The following is a 15,559-nucleotide window of genomic DNA, read 5'->3' on the forward strand; positions in this document are numbered from 1 at the left end:
CTGGTCACGGCCTCGTGGTGGCCCGCGGTCCCGGCTCCAGCACCTCGTACGCGTCGCGCGCCCACGCGGTGAGCACGGGGCGCGTCTCCGCGGGGTCCACGATGTCCTCGACCAGGAACGCCTCGGCGGTGCGGAACGGCGACCTGACCGCCTCCAGCCGCGCCGCGATCTCCGCCTTCATGGCCTCCGCGTCCGGCCCGGCCTCCGCCAGCAGCCGCTTGAACGCCACCTCCAGCCCGCCCTCGATCGGCAGCGACCCCCAGTCACCCGACGGCCAGGCGACGCGCAGGCCGTAACGGTGGTGCGGCCGGTGCGCGGCCCCCGCCACCCCGAACACCCGCCGCACCAGCACCGACGCCCACGGCACCGTCGACTGGTAGACGGCGGCGAGCGCGCGGGCGCCGTGCCTGATGGTCGCGGCCCGCTCGGCGGCGCCCCCGATCACGAACCCCGGCTGGTCGACCAGGTGCACGACCGGCAGGTGGAAGGTCTCGGCGAAGTCCAGGAACCGGGTCGTCTTGTCCGCGCCCTGGGCGGTCATCCCGCCGCCGTAGAAGCGCGGGTCGCTCGCGAGCACCGCCACCGGCCGCCCCGCGAGCCGGGCCAGCGCGGTGATCGTGGAGCGCGCGTGGCGGCGGCCGAGCTCCAGCACGCTCCCCTCGTCGAACACGGTGTCCATGATCGCGCGCATGTCGTACGGCTTGCGCCGGTCACGCGGGACGGCGGCGCGCAGCTCGGGAGAGAGGCGGCCGGGGTCGTCGGCGCACTCGGCGACCGGCGGGAGCCGCCAGGCGCTGCGCGGCAGGTAGCCGAGCACCCGCCGGGTCAGCGCGAACGCCTCCTGCTCGGAGCCGGCCACCAGGTCGACGGTGCCGGCGGCGGCCACGGTGCGCCAGCCGCCCAGCTCCTCCTTGCCCAGGCTCTCGCCCATCCCCGCCTCGACCACGGCAGGGCCGGCCACGAACACCTGGGACAGCTCCTTGACCATGATCGAGACGTGGGAGGTGACCAGCCGGGCGGCGCCGAGCCCGGCCACCGGGCCGAGGGCCAGCGCGACCACCGGGACCCGCCCCAGGTTGGCGACCACCTGGTCCCAGCCCGGGTTGTACGGGACGTAGGTGCGGCCGTACTCCTCCAGCTGCTTGACGCTGCCGCCGCCGCCCGTGCCGTCGATCAGCCGGACGAGCGGCACCCGCATCTCGCCCGCCATCCGCTCGGCCAGGATCTGCTTCTCGTGGGTGACTCCTCCGCTTCCTGAAGGAAGCGGCTTCTCGCTTTCCCCTGCTGAGGTAGGCGACGGACAAGCCCTGCCCGTTTCGAACAAAGAAACCATAACAGGGAAGCGATTCCCCTGCCGGGTGAACCCGGCAGTCCCCACGCTAGATCTGATGGCGGCGTCCGTCGCGCCGCCGCGCACGGTGAAGTCGTCGGCGGACACCACGACGCGGTGACCGTCGATCTCGGCGCGGCCGATGATCACGTTCGACGGGGTGAAGCTCTCCAGCCGGCCTTCCGTGTACTCGGCGCGCCCGGCGAGCTCCGGGTCCCACACGACGCCCTCCATCCGTACCGGCTGGTCGGTAGGTTAGTGGGCGGGACCCTCCAAGGTGTAGTCGAACACGTAGGAGTGCGCGCCGTCCTCGGTGATCTCGATGTCCATCTCGCCGCGCAGGCCGCGCAGCTCGCCGGTGGCGGAGTCGGGCACGACCGAGATCCGCAACGACTGCGTGCCCCGGTCGCTGGCGGCGTTGTGCTGCACGACGAAGCTGCCCGCCCGGCCGTTGAGCGTGCCCTCGATGCGCTCCACGGCCACGTACGCCTTCGACTCCTCCACCGGGGTCGTCACCACCGTCAGGTGGACGGTGCTGGTGGCGGTGAGGCCGCCGTGGAAGGTCTTGGTCATCGTGACGCGGCCGAGTGAGACGTCGTCGTGCTGCTCGAACGGCTGCTCGGCGTGCCAGTCGGAGGTCTCGAAGGGCCCTTTGACAATCATGCTTCCATCGTGCCGCGCTTACCTGCCAGCTCCCGTCAGGTATCCAGCAGTGTCCGGGTGAAAGTGTTGCCGAACGTGCCGTCCGGGTCGTACCGGCGCACCAGCTCACGGAACCGGTCAGGGACCGCCGGGCGGCGGGTGAACAGCTTGCCCCAGTGCGGCCTGGGGTCGAACGGCGCCAGCACGTCCTCCACCAGCTTGATCACCGGCAGCACCGCCTCCGGGTTCTTCACCCAGGTGAAGTGGAACGCCACGCTGTCGCGCCCGTACGAGGGACTCAGCCACAGGTCGTCGGCCGCGACCGTGCGCACCTCCGAGATCTGCAGCACCGGCCGGATCCGGTCGCCCGCCGCGCGTAGCTCGCGCAGCGCGGCGGCGGCGTGCGAGCGCTCCAGCAGCCACTCCGACTGCAGCTCGTCCCCGGCGCTGCTGGGCGGCGCGTCCGCGCGGAAGTGCGGCAGCCGCTCGTGCCACGGCCCCGGCACGCCGAGCTGTACGGTGCAGCTCTCGGCGGGCATGCCGGGCACGGGATGCCGCGGGCCGTCCGCCGGCCGGGTGCGGTGCCAGTCGTCGCCGGGCGGCTCGCCGCGGGTCTTGATCCAGGCCCGCGTGTCGCGGTAGTCGGTGAACAGGCTGACGCTGTAGCCGTCGGCCATGACCTCGTCGAACGGGGCGTCGTCCGGCACGCCCTCGCGCACGTACTGGCGCAGCTCGAACGCCGGCACCAGGTCCAGGGTGAGCGCGGACACCACGCCGAGCGCGCCGAGCGCGACCACCGCGCCGGGGAAGTCGTCGTGGCCGCGTTCGAGGGTGACCATCGAGCCGTCGGCGGTGATCAGCTCCAGGCCGCGGACGGCGGCCGACAGGCTCGGGTTGCCCACCCCGGAGCCGTGGGTGCCGGTCGCGACCGAGCCCGCCACCGAGATGTGCGGCAGCGACGCCAGGTTGGCCAGCGCGAACCCGCGCGCGTGCAGCTCGGGGGCGAGCCGCGCGTACGTGGTGGCCGCGCCGACCCGCACCCGCGCCGCCGCGCCGTCGATCTCGATCAGGGGCGGCATCCGGTCGAGCCGCACCAGCTCACCGGGGGAGTCGGCGACGTCGTTGAAGGAGTGGCCGCTGCCGAGCGCGCGCACCCGCCGGGCGGCGGCGACCAGGCTCCGGAGCTCGTCGAGGGAGGTGGGGTGGTGGATCCGGGATGCCGTGAAGGCGGTGTTTCCCGCCCAGTTCGTCAGCGTCACCGCCCCACTTTGGCACAACCCCTCATGCATCGGACGGCCGTGGGGATGGTGAGGGACATGGAACTGTTTCCCGCGATCCCGCTGGCCGCATGGCAGGACACCAAGGCCACGCTGCACCGCTTCGCCCAGATCGTCGGCAAGATCCGCCTCGCGGCCGGGATCCGGCGCAACCACTGGTGGCACGTGCCGTTCCACCTGACCGGGCGGGGCATCACCACCCGCCCGACGGGACGGGCCGACGGCGGGCCGATCTTCACCATCGACTTCGACTTCGTCGCCCATCAGCTGGTCGTCGCCACGATCGACGGCCGGGCGGTGACGTTCCCCCTCTACGGCCAGTCCGTGGCGTCGTTCTACGACGAGGTCATGCGGGCACTCGGGGACCTGGACGCGCCGGTCGACGTCGACATCCCGCAGCCGTTCGACCTGCCCGACTCCGGCCGGCCGTTCGCCGAGGACACCGAGCACGCGGCCTACGACCCCGTCCACGCGACGCGTTACTGGCAGGTGCTCAGCCAGGTCAACCTGGTGCTGGAGGAGTTCGCCTCCGGTTACTCGGGCAAGATCAGCCCGGTCCACCACTTCTGGCACACCTTCGACATCGCCTCCACGAGGTTCTCCGACCGGGTGATCGACCAGCCTTCCGGCAACGACCCGGTGACCCGCGAGGCGTACTCCCGCGAGGTGATCAGCTCCGGCTTCTGGTTCGGCGACGACACCTTCCCGCAACCGGCCTTCTACTCCTACACCGCGCCGGAGCCCGCCGGGCTGGCCGGCCAACCGCTGCTCCCCGGGACCGCGGAGTGGGTCGAGCAGCGCGGGAGCCACCTGGCCATCCTGCGCTACGACGACGCCAGGGCCGAGCCCTCCCCGCGCGAGGCCGTCCTGGCCTTCTACCAGAGCGCCTACGAGGCCGGGGCGCGGCTCGCGGGCTGGGACGTCGGAGCCGTCGCCTGCCCAGGCGGGGTCACGGACCCGGTCGCCTCGTCCTGACCGCCGCGGGCGCGCTGTCGCGCGGCGGCAGAGGTCAGCTCAGCTGGATCGTGACGGTGCCGCCCAGGAGCAGGGCCAGGCCGAGCAGGCGGGAGGCGTCCATCGGCCGCCTGGGCATGCGGAACAGGCCGTAGTGGTCGATGACGGCGGAGGTCAGCTGCTGGCCGGTGACCGTCAGGGCGATCGTCACCGCCGCGCCGATGGCGGGCAGGAGCAGGAACGTCCCCGTCACGTACGCGGCCGCGCACGCCCCGCCCAGCCAGCCCCACCAGGGCATCGCCCGCAGCCCCGCGAGGCGCGGGCGGGGCGTGCGGCGGGTGGCGGTCAGCACCAGCAGGAGCGCCGCGATGGTGAGCGTGGCGACGGTGAAGCTGACGGCGGCGACGGTGAGCGGCTCGTCCAGGCCGGCCCGGAGCCTGGCGTTGACGGCTCCCTGCACGGGGAGCGCCGCGCCGGCGACGAGCCCGAGGGCGAGCCAGCCGGGCCGCGTCCGGGTCCCGCCGGGGACGCCGCCGCCCAGGCCGCGGACGATGACGGTGATGCCCGCCAGCACCGCGAGGGCGCCCGCTACGATCCCGGCGTCCGGTTCCTCACGCGCCAGCCCGAGGAGTCCGAACGAGTCCAGCCCGAGCGAGGCGAACATCTGGCCGGTGACGAACAGACCGGCGGTCACCAGGGCGCCGAGCCGGGGGAACAGCAGGATGCCGCTGGTGATGTAGAGCGGGCTGGCCAGGCCGCCGAGCAGGTGCCAGACCGGGACGTCGGCCGTCCGGGCGAGCACGCCGAGGGCGCCGGTGGCCAGCGCGAGGACGGCCAGCAGGCCGGTCGCGACGCCCAGTTGCAGGGTCGAGGCGCCGTAGGGCGTGCCCACGGCCCGGTTGAGCTGCAGGTTCGCCGACGCCTGGACGGCGAGGAGGCAACCGGCCAGCAACGCGGCACCCAGAAGAGCGGTCTCCATGAGACTCCTCCACGAGACAGAAGCGGACGATGTGTCCACTTAATTGGCTCATGCAACTGGACGCTCTGTCCGGTTATTCCCTACTGGCGGCGGAACGTGTGCCGGTAGGCCAGGGGCGCCACGCCGACCACCGCGTGCAGGTGCTGGCGCAGCGAGACGGCGGTGCCGAAGCCGGCGCGCCTGGCCACCTCCTCCACGCCGAGGTCGGTGGTCTCCAGCAGGTGACGGGCGTGCTCGACCCGCTGCCTGGACAGCCAGCGGGCCGGGCTCATGCCGGTCTCCTCGCGGAAGCGCCTGGTGAACGTGCGCACGCTCATGCTGGCGTGCGCCGCCAGGGCCTCCAGGTCGAGCGGCGCGTCCAGATGTGCCAGCATCCAGGTGCGGGTGGCGGCGGTGCCGTTGCCGGTGGCGGGCGGCAGCGGGCGCTCGATGTACTGGGCCTGGCCGCCTTCCCGCCAGGGCGGCATCACGCAGCGGCGGGCCGCCCTGTTGGCCACCTCGCTCCCGTGGTCGCGCCTGATCACGTGCAGGCAGAGGTCGAGCCCGGCAGCGACGCCGGCCGAGGTGAGCACGTCGCCGTCGTCGATGAACAGCACGTCCGGGTCCAGTTTCACCTGGGGGAACAGCCTGGCGAAGCGGGCCGCGTTGCGCCAGTGGGTGGTGGCCGGGCGGCCGTCGAGCAGCCCGGCGGCGGCCAGCACGAACGCGCCCGTGCAGATCGACATCACCCGGGGCCGCCCCTGGAGTGCCTCGCGCAGCTCGCCGGGGATGACGCCCTCCCGCAGGGCGGGCCCGCCGTGCACGCCGGGCACCAGCACCGTGTCGGCGGTGTCGAGCACGTCCAGGTCGTGGTCGGGGTGCACGCTGTAGCCGGCCGAGCAGCGCGCGGGGGCGCGGCCCGGCGAGCAGGTCACCACCTCGTACAGGGGCTCGCCCGACGCCGACTCGGCCGTGCTGAACACCTGTCCGGGCACTCCCAGGTCGAGCGGCGCGAACTGGTCGAGCACGACGACGGCGATCCGGTGCGGCATGGCCGGATTCTTTCACATATTGGCCTTCGGGCCACTCGTGCCCGGAAACCGCGATAAATCAGGATTGGCGGATGACCCTGACCACCCCCGCCAGGCGCGTCCGCGTGCACCGGGCCTGGTTCGTCGCGGCCGTCGCCTTCGTGGCGATCCTGGGCGCCGCCGGCTTCCGCGCCACCCCCGGCGTGCTGATCAACCCGCTCCGGGAGGAGTTCGGCTGGAGCACGGGCACGATCTCCCTGGCCGTCTCCGTCAACCTCGTGCTCTACGGCCTGATGGCGCCGTTCGCCGCCGCGCTCATGGACCGCTTCGGCATGCGCCGGGTGGTCGCCCTCGCCCTGCTGCTCGTCGCCGCCGGCAGCGGGCTCACCGTGTGGATGACCGCGAGCTGGCACCTGTTGCTGCTGTGGGGGGTGTTCGTCGGGCTCGGCACCGGGTCGATGGCCCTGGTGTTCGCGGCCACGCTGACCGACCGGTGGTTCGTGCGGCACCGCGGCCTGGTCACCGGCCTGCTGACGGCCGCCGGGGCGACCGGGCAGCTCGTCTTCCTGCCCGTGCTGGCCCAGCTCGCCCAGGGGCCGGGCTGGAGAGTGGCCTCGCTGACGGTGGCCGGCTCGGCGCTGGCCGTGGTGCCGTTCGTCTGGTGGCTGCTGCGCGACCGCCCGGAGGAGGTCGGCACGACGGCGCTCGGCGCCGACCCGGACGCGCCCCGTACCCCACCGGCCCCGGCCGCGAACGCGGCGGTGCGCGCGCTGACCGTGCTGCGGTCGGCGGCGCGCACCCGTCCCTTCTGGTATCTCGCGGGCGGGTTCGCCATCTGCGGGGCGAGCACGAACGGGCTGGTCGGCACCCACTTCATCCCGGCCGCGCACGACCACGGGATGGCCGAGCCGACCGCCGCCGGGCTGCTCGCGGTGATCGGGGTCTTCGACATCGTGGGGACCGTCATGTCGGGCTGGCTGAGCGACCGGATCGACCCCCGGGTGCTGCTCGGCGTCTACTACGCGCTGCGCGGGCTGTCGCTGATGGTGCTGCCTGCCCTGTTCGCGGCCACCCCCGAGCCCAGCATGCTGGTGTTCATCGTCTTCTACGGGCTCGACTGGGTGGCGACCGTGCCGCCGACGGTGGCGCTGTGCCGCAGCCTGTACGGCGCGGACGGGCCCGTGGTGTTCGGCTGGGTGTTCGCCTCCCACCAGGTCGGGGCCGCCGTGGCCGCCGTCGGCGCCGGGCTCGCCCGCGACCAGCTGGGCCACTACGACGTGGCCTGGTACGCGGCCGGGGCGCTGTGCCTGCTCGCCGCCGGGATGTCGGTGGCGATCCGGCATGCTGGGAAGCGATGAACGACTCAGAAGAGATGGTCCTGCCCCTGGTGGTGCGGATCGAACGTGCCGGCCCGCCCGAGCGCGCCGACGCCCTTGAGGCCGCCGCCATGGCGGTGCTCTCCCTGCTCGACGACCCGGGGGAGTGGGCCGGGGAGCTGCGCGCCTGGCAGGCGGGCCGGATCCGCAAGGTGGTGCGGCGGGCCAGGGGCGCGGAGTGGCGGCGGGCCGTCGCGCTGCCCGGCCGCACGATCGAGCACCGCACCGCCGAGGTGCGCGTGCACCCGCCCGTCCCGCTCGACGCCTGGCCCAGGGAACTGGCAAGACTGCAGGTGTCGGGCACCGAGCTGGCCGACACCGGCGAGCCGGGCCCGGCCACCCCGCCGGTCCTGTGGGAGAACCCCGCCCTGCGCATGTCCGCGGGCAAGGCCATGGCGCAGGCGGGGCACGCCGCCCAGCTCGCCTGGTGGGCCAGCGACGCCGCCGGACGCGCCGCCTGGCGGGCGCGGGGTCTCACGGTGTCCGTGCGCACCGCCCGGCCCGCCGTCTTCTCGGCGAAGGTGGACGAGGGGCTGCCGGTGGTGCGCGACGCCGGGTTCACCGAGATCGAGCCCGGCTCGTGCACCTTCGTGGCCGACGCGCCCTGGCTCGGCGGAGACCGGATCGGACCCCGAGTCCCACCTGTTACACCAACCTGAGATGACACTTCGGTAGCAATCGCCCGCAGATGGGTCGGTTTTGTCGTACGCTCCGGTTCGTGCTCGATGGGGTTGATGAGACCAGAGGTTCCCGCGTGAGAACCGAAGACCGCCCGGGAATCCCTGCCTCGCCGCCCAGACGCTCCCGCATCGGAGACATCCGGATGGGGGCGATCTACCGGGGACTCGCCGTGGTCGCGGCGGTGGCGGTCGCCGCCGTCGGGGTGGTCCTGGCGCTTCCCTCGCGGCCGGACGAGACCGGCGCCCGGCCGGTCGCCGCGCCATCGGCCGTACCCGTCTCGTCCGGCCCGCCCACCGCCGAAGCCTCCGTCGGCACCACTGTGGGCGCCACCGCCGAAGCCACCGCGGGCGCCACCGTCGAGGCCACCGCGGGCGCCACCGTCGAGGCCACCGCGGGGCCGACCGCGGAGGCCACCGTCGAGCCCGCCTCGGGCGTCTCGGGCGACGATCCGGCGCCCCGCCCCACTCCCACCCCCGGCACGTCGCTCGCGCCCGGCTACACCGCGATGGAGGCCCTGTACGCGGACGAGCGCCTGCCCCGCCTGCCCGCCAAGGTCAAGCGGCTGAAGCTGCCCCGCGCCGGCAAGAGCGTCATCAAGGACAAGCGCACCGGCCTCGCCGTGCCCAACCTGCCCAAGCCCTGGAAGTCGTACGGACCCGCCCCGTTCACCAGCCGGCAGGTGCTGCCCAAGCCGAGCAAGGGCCCGCGCGGCATGCTGGTCAGCTGCCCGGTGCCGATCGAGGCGCAGAAGTCCGACCGCGACACCGCCCTGCTGGCCGCCCGGTGGACGCTCAACCACCACCCCGAGGGCTCCAAGATCCGCTGGCTCGGCTCTCAGCGGATCAAGGACGGCTGGACGCTGCTCTACCAGGTCACGTACGGCAAGCGCAGCTCCCGCGCGGCCGTGATGGTCGTGGACGGCGGAATGAGCAAGCCGGGACTGGTGTTCATCACAGTGCCGGACACGCAACGCAACAGGTGGCGCGACATTCCTCACGCGATCGCCGGGGTGCGCGTCCTACGCTGAGATCATGAAGGGCGGCGATTTTGGGGAGTGACGACGCCGTGGAACGCTCTGGGGCGCCGCGATCATCGGAGAACGGCAAGACCAAGCGACCGTGGCGGGCCGAAGGGCTCCCCGGCACCCCCGGAGGCCGCCCCAAGATCAACTGGTGGCGGTTCGTGGCCACCCTGCTGGCCGTCTACGCCGTGTTCTTCCTGGTGTCGTCGTTCTTCGACAGCGGCGAGAGGGAGACGATCTCCTACACCCAGTTCACCCAGCAGGTGACCGCCAAGAACGTCAAGGAGATCTACGCCACCGGCCTGTCGGTGGAGGGCCAGCTCAAGTCGGCGGCCAACGACCCCGACAGCGGCAACCAGTCCTACACCGAGTTCCGCACCGAGATCCCCACCTTCGCCGACACCGACCAGCTCTCCCAGCAGCTGCAGACCGCCGCGGTGGAGATCAGGGCCGAGCCGCTCAGCACGGGCCGGGGCTTCTTCCTCAACCTGCTGCTGGCGTTCTTCCCCGTGCTGCTCCTGGCCGGCCTGTGGATCTGGATCATGCGGCGCGGCGCGGGCATGATGGGCGGCGGAGTCGGCGGCCTCGGCAAGTCGAAGGCCGCCAAGCCGGTCGAGGCGGGCAAGGTGCGCGTCACGTTCGACGACGTGGCCGGCATCGACGAGGTGGAGAACGAACTCGTCGAGATCGTCGACTACCTCAAGGACCCGGCCAAGTACCGCAGGCTCGGCGCCAAGCTGCCCAAGGGCGTGCTGCTCGCCGGCCCGCCGGGCACCGGCAAGACGCTGCTGGCCAGGGCCGTGGCCGGTGAGGCGAACGTGCCGTTCTTCTCGGCCAGCGCCTCCGAGTTCATCGAGATGATCGTCGGCGTCGGCGCCTCCCGCGTACGCGACCTGTTCGAGGAGGCGCGCAAGGTCGCGCCGTCGATCGTGTTCATCGACGAGATCGACGCCATCGGGCGCGCCCGCGGCGGCGCGGGCGGCATCGGCGGCCACGACGAGCGCGAGCAGACGCTCAACCAGATCCTCACCGAGATGGACGGCTTCTCCGGCGTCGAGGGCGTCATCGTCATCGGCGCCACCAACCGGCCCGAGGTCCTCGACCAGGCGCTGCTGCGCCCCGGCCGGTTCGACCGTACGGTGCAGGTCGGGCTGCCCGACGCGGCCGGCCGCGCGGCGATACTCGGCGTGCACACCCGGGGCGTGCCGCTGGAGCCTGACGTCGGCGCCGACCGGATCGCCAAGACCACGCCCGGCATGACCGGCGCCGACCTGGCCAACCTCGTCAACGAGGCGGCGCTGCTCGCCGCCAAGCGCGGCAAGGAGAAGGTCGGCACGGCCGACTTCGCCGACGCGCTGGAGAAGCTGCAGCTCGGCGCCGCCCGCAGCATCGTCATGCCGGAGGAGGAGCGGGTCAGGACCGCCTACCACGAGGCGGGTCACGCCCTGCTCGGCATGCTGCTGCCGGGCGCCGACCCGGTCAGGAAGATCTCCATCATCCCGCGCGGCCGGGCGCTCGGCGTCACCCTCTCCACGCCCGAGACCGACCGCTACGCCTACGACGAGCGCTACCTGCGCGGCCGCATCACGGGCGCGCTCGGCGGCATGGCGGCCGAGGACGTGATCTACGGCGTCATCACCACCGGCGCCGAGAGCGACCTCGAACAGGTCACCATGATCGCCCGCGGCATGGTGGGCCGCTGGGGCATGTCGCAGAAGGTCGGCCCGCTCACGATCCTGTCCAACGACGGCCAGCAGCCGCAGGCCTCGCCCGCCACGCTCGCCATCGTGGACGAGGAGGCGCGGCGGATCGTGGACGAGTGCTACGACGACGCCGTCCGCATCCTGCGCGAGAACCGAGCCAAGCTCGAAGGCATCGTGGCCGCCCTCCTGGAGCACGAGACGCTCGACGAGGACAGCGCCTACACCGCCGCCGGGCTGCGGGAACCCGTCCTCGACGCCGAGCCGGGGGAGTTGGCCAAAAGTTAGGACGCCCCCGGACTTAACCGGAGGCCGGGCGGGGAAGGTCTCCCGGACGAGGATCAGGGGGACTGCCGTGAGACTGACCGACCGGCTGCTCGCCGAACTCGGCGATCCCGGCCTGGAGCAGATCGGCGGGATGCTGGCGACCGACGCCGGCAGGGCCCGCGACGCGATCGCGGCCGCCTCCGGGATGATCGTCGGTGGCATGGCCCGCGACGCCGAGCACCCTGACGGAGCCGAGGCCCTGCGCGCCGCGCTCGACGAGCACACCGACGCCGACCCGTTCAACGGAGACGTCGCCTCCCTGGCCCGCGACGGCCAGAACATCCTCGCGCACGTGCTCGGCGGCCAGGGCACCGAGACCGTCGCGTACGGGCTGGCCCGGCTGTCCGGCCTCGACCCGGGCGCCGTCATGCGGCTGCTGGCGCTGCTCGCGCCCATGGTGATGTCCCTGCTCGCCATCCGGGCGGGGGAGCTCGACATGACCACCGAGGAGATGGCCGCCGAGCTGGCCCGCGAGCGCGCCACCCTGCCCGACGAGCTGGCCGCCCTCCTCGCCGACGCCTTCGGCGACCTGCCCGAGCCGCACACCACCAGGGGCGCGCGGGGCCCCGCCTGGTGACGGGTAAGCTGGTCCGGTGATCGTTCTGGCCTCCGCGTCCGCCGCCCGCCTGGCCCTGCTGCGCAACGCGGGCCTCGACCCCAAAGTGATCGTGAGCGGGGTCGACGAAGACGCGTTCAGCGCTCACACCCCCGCCGCGCTCAGCCTCGTCCTGGCCAGGGCCAAGGCCGAGGCGGTCGCCGCCGGGCTGGGCGACGGCCTGGTCATCGGCTGCGACTCCATCCTGGAGCTCGACGGCCGCCCTTACGGCAAGCCCGCCACCCAGGAGGAGGCGCTCGACCGCTGGCGGATCATGCGCGGCCGCACCGGGCGGCTCGTCACCGGCCACTGCGTGATCGACGTGGCGGCGGGCAGGCAGGTCGCCGAGACCGCGACCACCGTCGTCCACTTCGGCAGCCCCTCCGAGGAGGAGATCGCCGCCTACGTCGGCACCGGCGAGCCGCTCAGCCTCGCCGGCGCGTTCAGCATCGAAGGGCGCGGCGGCTGGTTCGTCGAGGGCATCGAGGGCGACCACGGCACCGTGCTGGGCATCTCGCTGCCGCTGCTGCGCGAGCTTTTCGACGAGCTTGGTTACGCGGTCACCTCGTTCTGGCGCTAGCCTGCCGGACATGCGATCGCTGCGCGACTTCGGCTCCGGTGTCGGCTTTTTCCTGCGAGGCGTGGGCTGGGTGGCGAGGAACGGCCGGTGGTGGCTGTTCGGGCTCATCCCGGCGGTGATCGCGTTCGCCGTCTACGTGGTGGCGCTGATCCTGCTCGGCACCAACGCCCTGAGCCTCGCCGAGTTCATGACCCCGTTCGCCGACTCGTGGTCCTGGGCCCAGGCGTTCCGGGTTACGGTCGCGATCGCGCTGTTCCTCGGCGGGCTGGCGCTGGCGGTGGTGACCTTCGCGGCGATCACCCTCACCATCGGGGAGCCGTTCTACGAGAAGCTCTCCGCCAAGGTCGACGGCGTCGAGGAGGCCGACGGGCAGCCCTGGTGGCGCACCCTGCCGCGGTCCGTCAAGGACAGCCTCGTGACGCTGATGTTCGTGCTGATGTTCACCGTGCCGCTGTTCTTCCTCGGCTTCGTGCCCGTGCTCGGGCAGACCGTGGTGCCGGTGCTCGGGGCGGCCGTCTCGGGCTTCTTCCTGACGGTCGAGCTGAGCACGCTCGGCATGGAGCGGCGCGGGCTGCTCCGCAAGGACCGCTTCCGCCTGCTGCGCGGCAACCTGCCCGTGGCGCTCGGCTTCGGCGTGGCCGTGTTCCTGCTGTTCATGGTGCCGCTGGTGGCGGTCGTGGCGATGCCGGCGGCGGTCGCGGGCGCCGCGCTCATGGTACGGGAGCGCCTCGCGCCGTAGTTCACAGGCGGCGCCGCTCGTCCGCAGAACCGGTTGGCGGCGCTTCCCCCTCAGATCCACAGGCGTTCGGCCGCGGTGCTGCTTGTCCACAGAACCTGTTATCGGCGCCTTCCCGGGGCCCGGCGCGCGGCACGCTCTGTGCCCATGACGACCGACATCTCCGCCACCTGCCTCACCCTCACCAGCCCGGCCGACATCCTCGCCGCCGTGCCCTACCTCGTCGGCTTCCACCCGGCCGACAGCCTCATCGTGGTCGGCCTGGCCCAGAGCCGGGCCAAGGTGGCCGCCCGCTGGAACGTCCCCATGCCGCCGGGCACCCTCGCCCCCCTGACCGCGCTGTTCGAACGGGAGGAGGTGTCCCAGGTGGTCGTCGTCGGCTACGGCCCGGGAGAGGCCGTCACCCCGGCCGTCGACGAGGCCACCGCGATCGCCGCCGGGGCGGGCGTCGAGGTGGCGGAAGCACTGCGCGCCCACGACGGCCGCTACTGGTCCTACGTGTGCGACAGCGCCACCTGCTGCCCGCCGGAAGGCACCCCGTACGACCCGCGGAGCAGCCGCGTGGCCGCCGAGGCCACCGTCCGCGGCCTCGTCGCCCTCCCCGACCGCCAGACCCTCCAACGCACCATCGCCCCGGCCACCGGCCCGGTACGTCTCGCGATGCGCCGCGCGACAGCCGACGCGATCCACACCCTGCGCACAGCCCTCACCACGACCTCCGGCGGCGCGGTCTCCGCTGTTCATCCTGTCTCTGGTGGCGCTGTCTCCCCGATGGCTGGCGCTTGCGGCGTCGGGGCTGGGGCCGTCTCCGACGTCGCCGACTCGGGGCCGGGCTCCGCTGTGTCCGGCGTATCTGGCGGTGCGGTCTCTGCCGTTCATCCTGTTTCTGGTGGCGCCGTCTCTGCCTCTGATGAATTCGCCGGGGTGTTCGTGGCCGAAGGGCTCGCACGGGTCCGGGCGGCTCTGGCGCGTGCCGCCGCTGGTGACCGGCTCGATGACGCCGAGGCCGCGAGGCTGGGCCTCGCCCTCGCGGTCATCAGGGTTCGGGACGAAGCCTGGACTCTGATGGACGACTCCCACATCGGCCTGTGGAAGGACCTCACGCGTCGGCTGGAGCCCGCCTTCATTCCTCCGGTGGCGTCCCTTCTGGCCATGGCAGGGTGGCGGGCCGGTGACAGCATTCTGGCCACGATCGCGCTGGAGCGGGCCCTGGCGATCGATCCTCATTACTCGATGGCCAACCTGCTCATGCACGCCCTGCAACACCTGCTGCCGCCGGCGGTCCTCGATGGCCGGATGCCCGCCCCTGACGAACTCGACGCCGCGATGGGGGAACCCAGGGCGTCCTGGCTCCAGCCCCTCCTCGCCCTGATCGAGCACCATCCCGAGCCAGATGCGCTCCAGGCGGGCGATCTCGGCCCGTCCGCCTTCCCGAGTGACACGTGGCCCAGTACTGGTACTCCGGACCTCGCGGATGAGAAGACCACATGACGGTGCCGCAGGGTTGCGTCCTCGCCGAGTGAAATGACGCAGGGTGGTGCTCTCGCCGGTCGAGGTCATTGGGGGGTGTCTCAGCGAGTCCCGGGTAGTCCGGCGATGTCTACGCGTCGTGCGGGGTGTGCCTGTTCGCGTAGTTCGCGGGATGGTTTATCAGCCTGTCCGCGTGGTTCGGGATGTCTACCCCAGCAGCGTCGTGCGGGTGTGCCTGCCTGAGTGGTTCGCGAGGTGGTGTCTCAGCCTGTCCCAGGTGGCTCGGGCGATGTCTACGCCCTTCAGGATCGTGCCGGGAGATGTCTACGCCTGTCAGGATCGTGCCGGGAGATGTCTACGCCTGTCAGGATCGTGCCGGGCAATGTATACGCCTGTCAGGATCGTGCCGGGTGATGCCTCAGCCTGTCTGGGTGCCCCGCCGAGTGGGATCAACGATCTCATCGTGCGTGACCTACCTGGGCGAACAGGGCTGTGCGGGTGAAGGATCGCACCGCCCTAGGGGACGCTACCAGCCAGAGTGGGTCTTTAAGGACGTTGGGGGTTGGGTCTTCTAGGACGGTGGGGCGAGTGTTTTCGCTGAGGCGGCCAGGGTGGTGGCTCAGACGGCGGGGTGACAGTTCGGGTGGGCGACCGAGGTGGGGTGTCTTCGTCCGGTGGGTGGCGGCGGGCCGGCAGGTCGGGGTGCCATGCTCTCGTCGCGGCGGGCGGCGCTAATGCTGCTCACCCCTTCGCGCGAGCAGAACTGCTCCCCCTTCGTGCGGGTAGTGCTGCTCGCACCCTTCGCGTGGACGGCGCTGGTCGCTCTCTTCGCGCGGACGGCGCTGCTCGCTGCCTTTCGCGTTGGGCGGCGCTAGTGCTGC

The 15,559-nt window shown here is 72.5% G+C and carries 14 protein-coding genes; 9 read left to right on the forward strand and 5 right to left on the reverse strand.

Annotated features, from left to right (window positions below):
- Window positions 1–4: 4 nt before the first annotated feature.
- The 3 genes from ACZ6YG_RS00720 to ACZ6YG_RS00730 are packed head-to-tail and all read right to left on the reverse strand — an operon-like array spanning window position 5 to window position 3,261.
- Window positions 5–1,552 carry an acyl-CoA carboxylase subunit beta gene (locus ACZ6YG_RS00720; protein ID WP_466016819.1) on the reverse strand — a complete coding sequence of 516 codons (1,548 nt, stop codon included), beginning with the start codon at window positions 1,550–1,552 and terminating at the stop codon, window positions 5–7.
- A 33-nt stretch (window positions 1,553–1,585) separates the two neighbouring features.
- Window positions 1,586–1,993 carry a DUF3224 domain-containing protein gene (locus tag ACZ6YG_RS00725; RefSeq protein WP_148030088.1) on the reverse strand — a complete coding sequence of 136 codons (408 nt, stop codon included), beginning with the start codon at window positions 1,991–1,993 and terminating at the stop codon, window positions 1,586–1,588.
- Between the two features lie 35 nt (window positions 1,994–2,028).
- The gene (locus ACZ6YG_RS00730; RefSeq protein WP_466016820.1) at window positions 2,029–3,261 is read right to left on the reverse strand and encodes an FAD-binding protein; all 1,233 of its coding nucleotides are present in this window, start codon (window positions 3,259–3,261) and stop codon (window positions 2,029–2,031) included.
- Window positions 3,262–3,288: 27 nt separating this feature from the next.
- On the opposite strand from ACZ6YG_RS00730, the gene ACZ6YG_RS00735 reads away from it, so the two are divergent.
- The gene (locus ACZ6YG_RS00735; protein ID WP_271277111.1) at window positions 3,289–4,224 is read left to right on the forward strand and encodes a DUF5996 family protein; all 936 of its coding nucleotides are present in this window, start codon (window positions 3,289–3,291) and stop codon (window positions 4,222–4,224) included.
- A 34-nt stretch (window positions 4,225–4,258) separates the two neighbouring features.
- Here the strand turns inward: ACZ6YG_RS00735 and ACZ6YG_RS00740 are convergent, their stop codons facing one another.
- Entirely contained in the window at window positions 4,259–5,182 is a 924-nt protein-coding gene (locus ACZ6YG_RS00740; protein WP_466016821.1) for a DMT family transporter, read from the reverse strand.
- An 80-nt stretch (window positions 5,183–5,262) separates the two neighbouring features.
- Complete coding sequence (locus tag ACZ6YG_RS00745; protein ID WP_466016822.1) at window positions 5,263–6,213, reverse strand: GlxA family transcriptional regulator; 951 nt, start codon at window positions 6,211–6,213, stop codon at window positions 5,263–5,265.
- Between the two features lie 71 nt (window positions 6,214–6,284).
- Here ACZ6YG_RS00745 and ACZ6YG_RS00750 point away from each other — a divergent pair, with 71 nt between their 5' ends.
- From ACZ6YG_RS00750 to ACZ6YG_RS00785, 8 genes are all read left to right on the forward strand, one after another.
- The gene (locus ACZ6YG_RS00750; RefSeq protein ID WP_219547866.1) at window positions 6,285–7,550 is read left to right on the forward strand and encodes an MFS transporter; all 1,266 of its coding nucleotides are present in this window, start codon (window positions 6,285–6,287) and stop codon (window positions 7,548–7,550) included.
- A complete protein-coding gene (locus ACZ6YG_RS00755) occupies window positions 7,547–8,227 on the forward strand; it encodes a peptidyl-tRNA hydrolase (protein WP_466016823.1) in 681 nt (226 codons plus the stop codon). The genes ACZ6YG_RS00750 and ACZ6YG_RS00755 overlap by 4 nt, the downstream gene beginning before the upstream one ends.
- Before the next feature lie 164 nt (window positions 8,228–8,391).
- Complete coding sequence (locus tag ACZ6YG_RS00760; RefSeq protein ID WP_466016824.1) at window positions 8,392–9,276, forward strand: hypothetical protein; 885 nt, start codon at window positions 8,392–8,394, stop codon at window positions 9,274–9,276.
- 38 nt (window positions 9,277–9,314) lie between these two features.
- The gene (gene ftsH, locus ACZ6YG_RS00765) at window positions 9,315–11,258 is read left to right on the forward strand and encodes an ATP-dependent zinc metalloprotease FtsH (RefSeq protein ID WP_466016825.1); all 1,944 of its coding nucleotides are present in this window, start codon (window positions 9,315–9,317) and stop codon (window positions 11,256–11,258) included.
- A gap of 67 nt (window positions 11,259–11,325) precedes the next feature.
- Window positions 11,326–11,874 (forward strand): DUF937 domain-containing protein, encoded by a 549-nt coding sequence (locus ACZ6YG_RS00770; protein ID WP_187281024.1) that lies wholly within the window; start codon window positions 11,326–11,328, stop codon window positions 11,872–11,874.
- Window positions 11,875–11,890: 16 nt separating this feature from the next.
- Entirely contained in the window at window positions 11,891–12,472 is a 582-nt protein-coding gene (locus ACZ6YG_RS00775) for a Maf family protein (protein WP_148030098.1), read from the forward strand.
- A gap of 10 nt (window positions 12,473–12,482) precedes the next feature.
- Complete coding sequence (locus ACZ6YG_RS00780) at window positions 12,483–13,211, forward strand: EI24 domain-containing protein (RefSeq protein WP_187281025.1); 729 nt, start codon at window positions 12,483–12,485, stop codon at window positions 13,209–13,211.
- 144 nt (window positions 13,212–13,355) lie between these two features.
- Window positions 13,356–14,699: a DUF4192 domain-containing protein gene (locus ACZ6YG_RS00785; RefSeq protein WP_466016826.1), complete on the forward strand. Its 1,344-nt coding sequence runs from the start codon at window positions 13,356–13,358 to the stop codon at window positions 14,697–14,699.
- Window positions 14,700–15,559: the final 860 nt, after the last annotated feature.

Source organism: Nonomuraea sp. NPDC054003 (genome assembly GCF_055585125.1).

What these genes read in the sequence shown, in the direction of transcription:
- ACZ6YG_RS00725 (WP_148030088.1), bottom strand. Translation starts at nt 1,993, where the DNA reads ATGATTGTCAAAGGGCCCTTCGAGACCTCCGACTGGCACGCCGAGCAG.
- ACZ6YG_RS00730 (WP_466016820.1), bottom strand. Translation starts at nt 3,261, where the DNA reads ATGCATGAGGGGTTGTGCCAAAGTGGGGCGGTGACGCTGACGAACTGG.
- ACZ6YG_RS00735 (WP_271277111.1), top strand. Translation starts at nt 3,289, where the DNA reads ATGGAACTGTTTCCCGCGATCCCGCTGGCCGCATGGCAGGACACCAAG.
- ACZ6YG_RS00740 (WP_466016821.1), bottom strand. Translation starts at nt 5,182, where the DNA reads ATGGAGACCGCTCTTCTGGGTGCCGCGTTGCTGGCCGGTTGCCTCCTC.
- ACZ6YG_RS00745 (WP_466016822.1), bottom strand. Translation starts at nt 6,213, where the DNA reads ATGCCGCACCGGATCGCCGTCGTCGTGCTCGACCAGTTCGCGCCGCTC.
- ACZ6YG_RS00750 (WP_219547866.1), top strand. Translation starts at nt 6,285, where the DNA reads ATGACCCTGACCACCCCCGCCAGGCGCGTCCGCGTGCACCGGGCCTGG.
- ACZ6YG_RS00755 (WP_466016823.1), top strand. Translation starts at nt 7,547, where the DNA reads ATGAACGACTCAGAAGAGATGGTCCTGCCCCTGGTGGTGCGGATCGAA.
- ACZ6YG_RS00760 (WP_466016824.1), top strand. Translation starts at nt 8,392, where the DNA reads ATGGGGGCGATCTACCGGGGACTCGCCGTGGTCGCGGCGGTGGCGGTC.
- ACZ6YG_RS00780 (WP_187281025.1), top strand. Translation starts at nt 12,483, where the DNA reads ATGCGATCGCTGCGCGACTTCGGCTCCGGTGTCGGCTTTTTCCTGCGA.
- ACZ6YG_RS00785 (WP_466016826.1), top strand. Translation starts at nt 13,356, where the DNA reads ATGACGACCGACATCTCCGCCACCTGCCTCACCCTCACCAGCCCGGCC.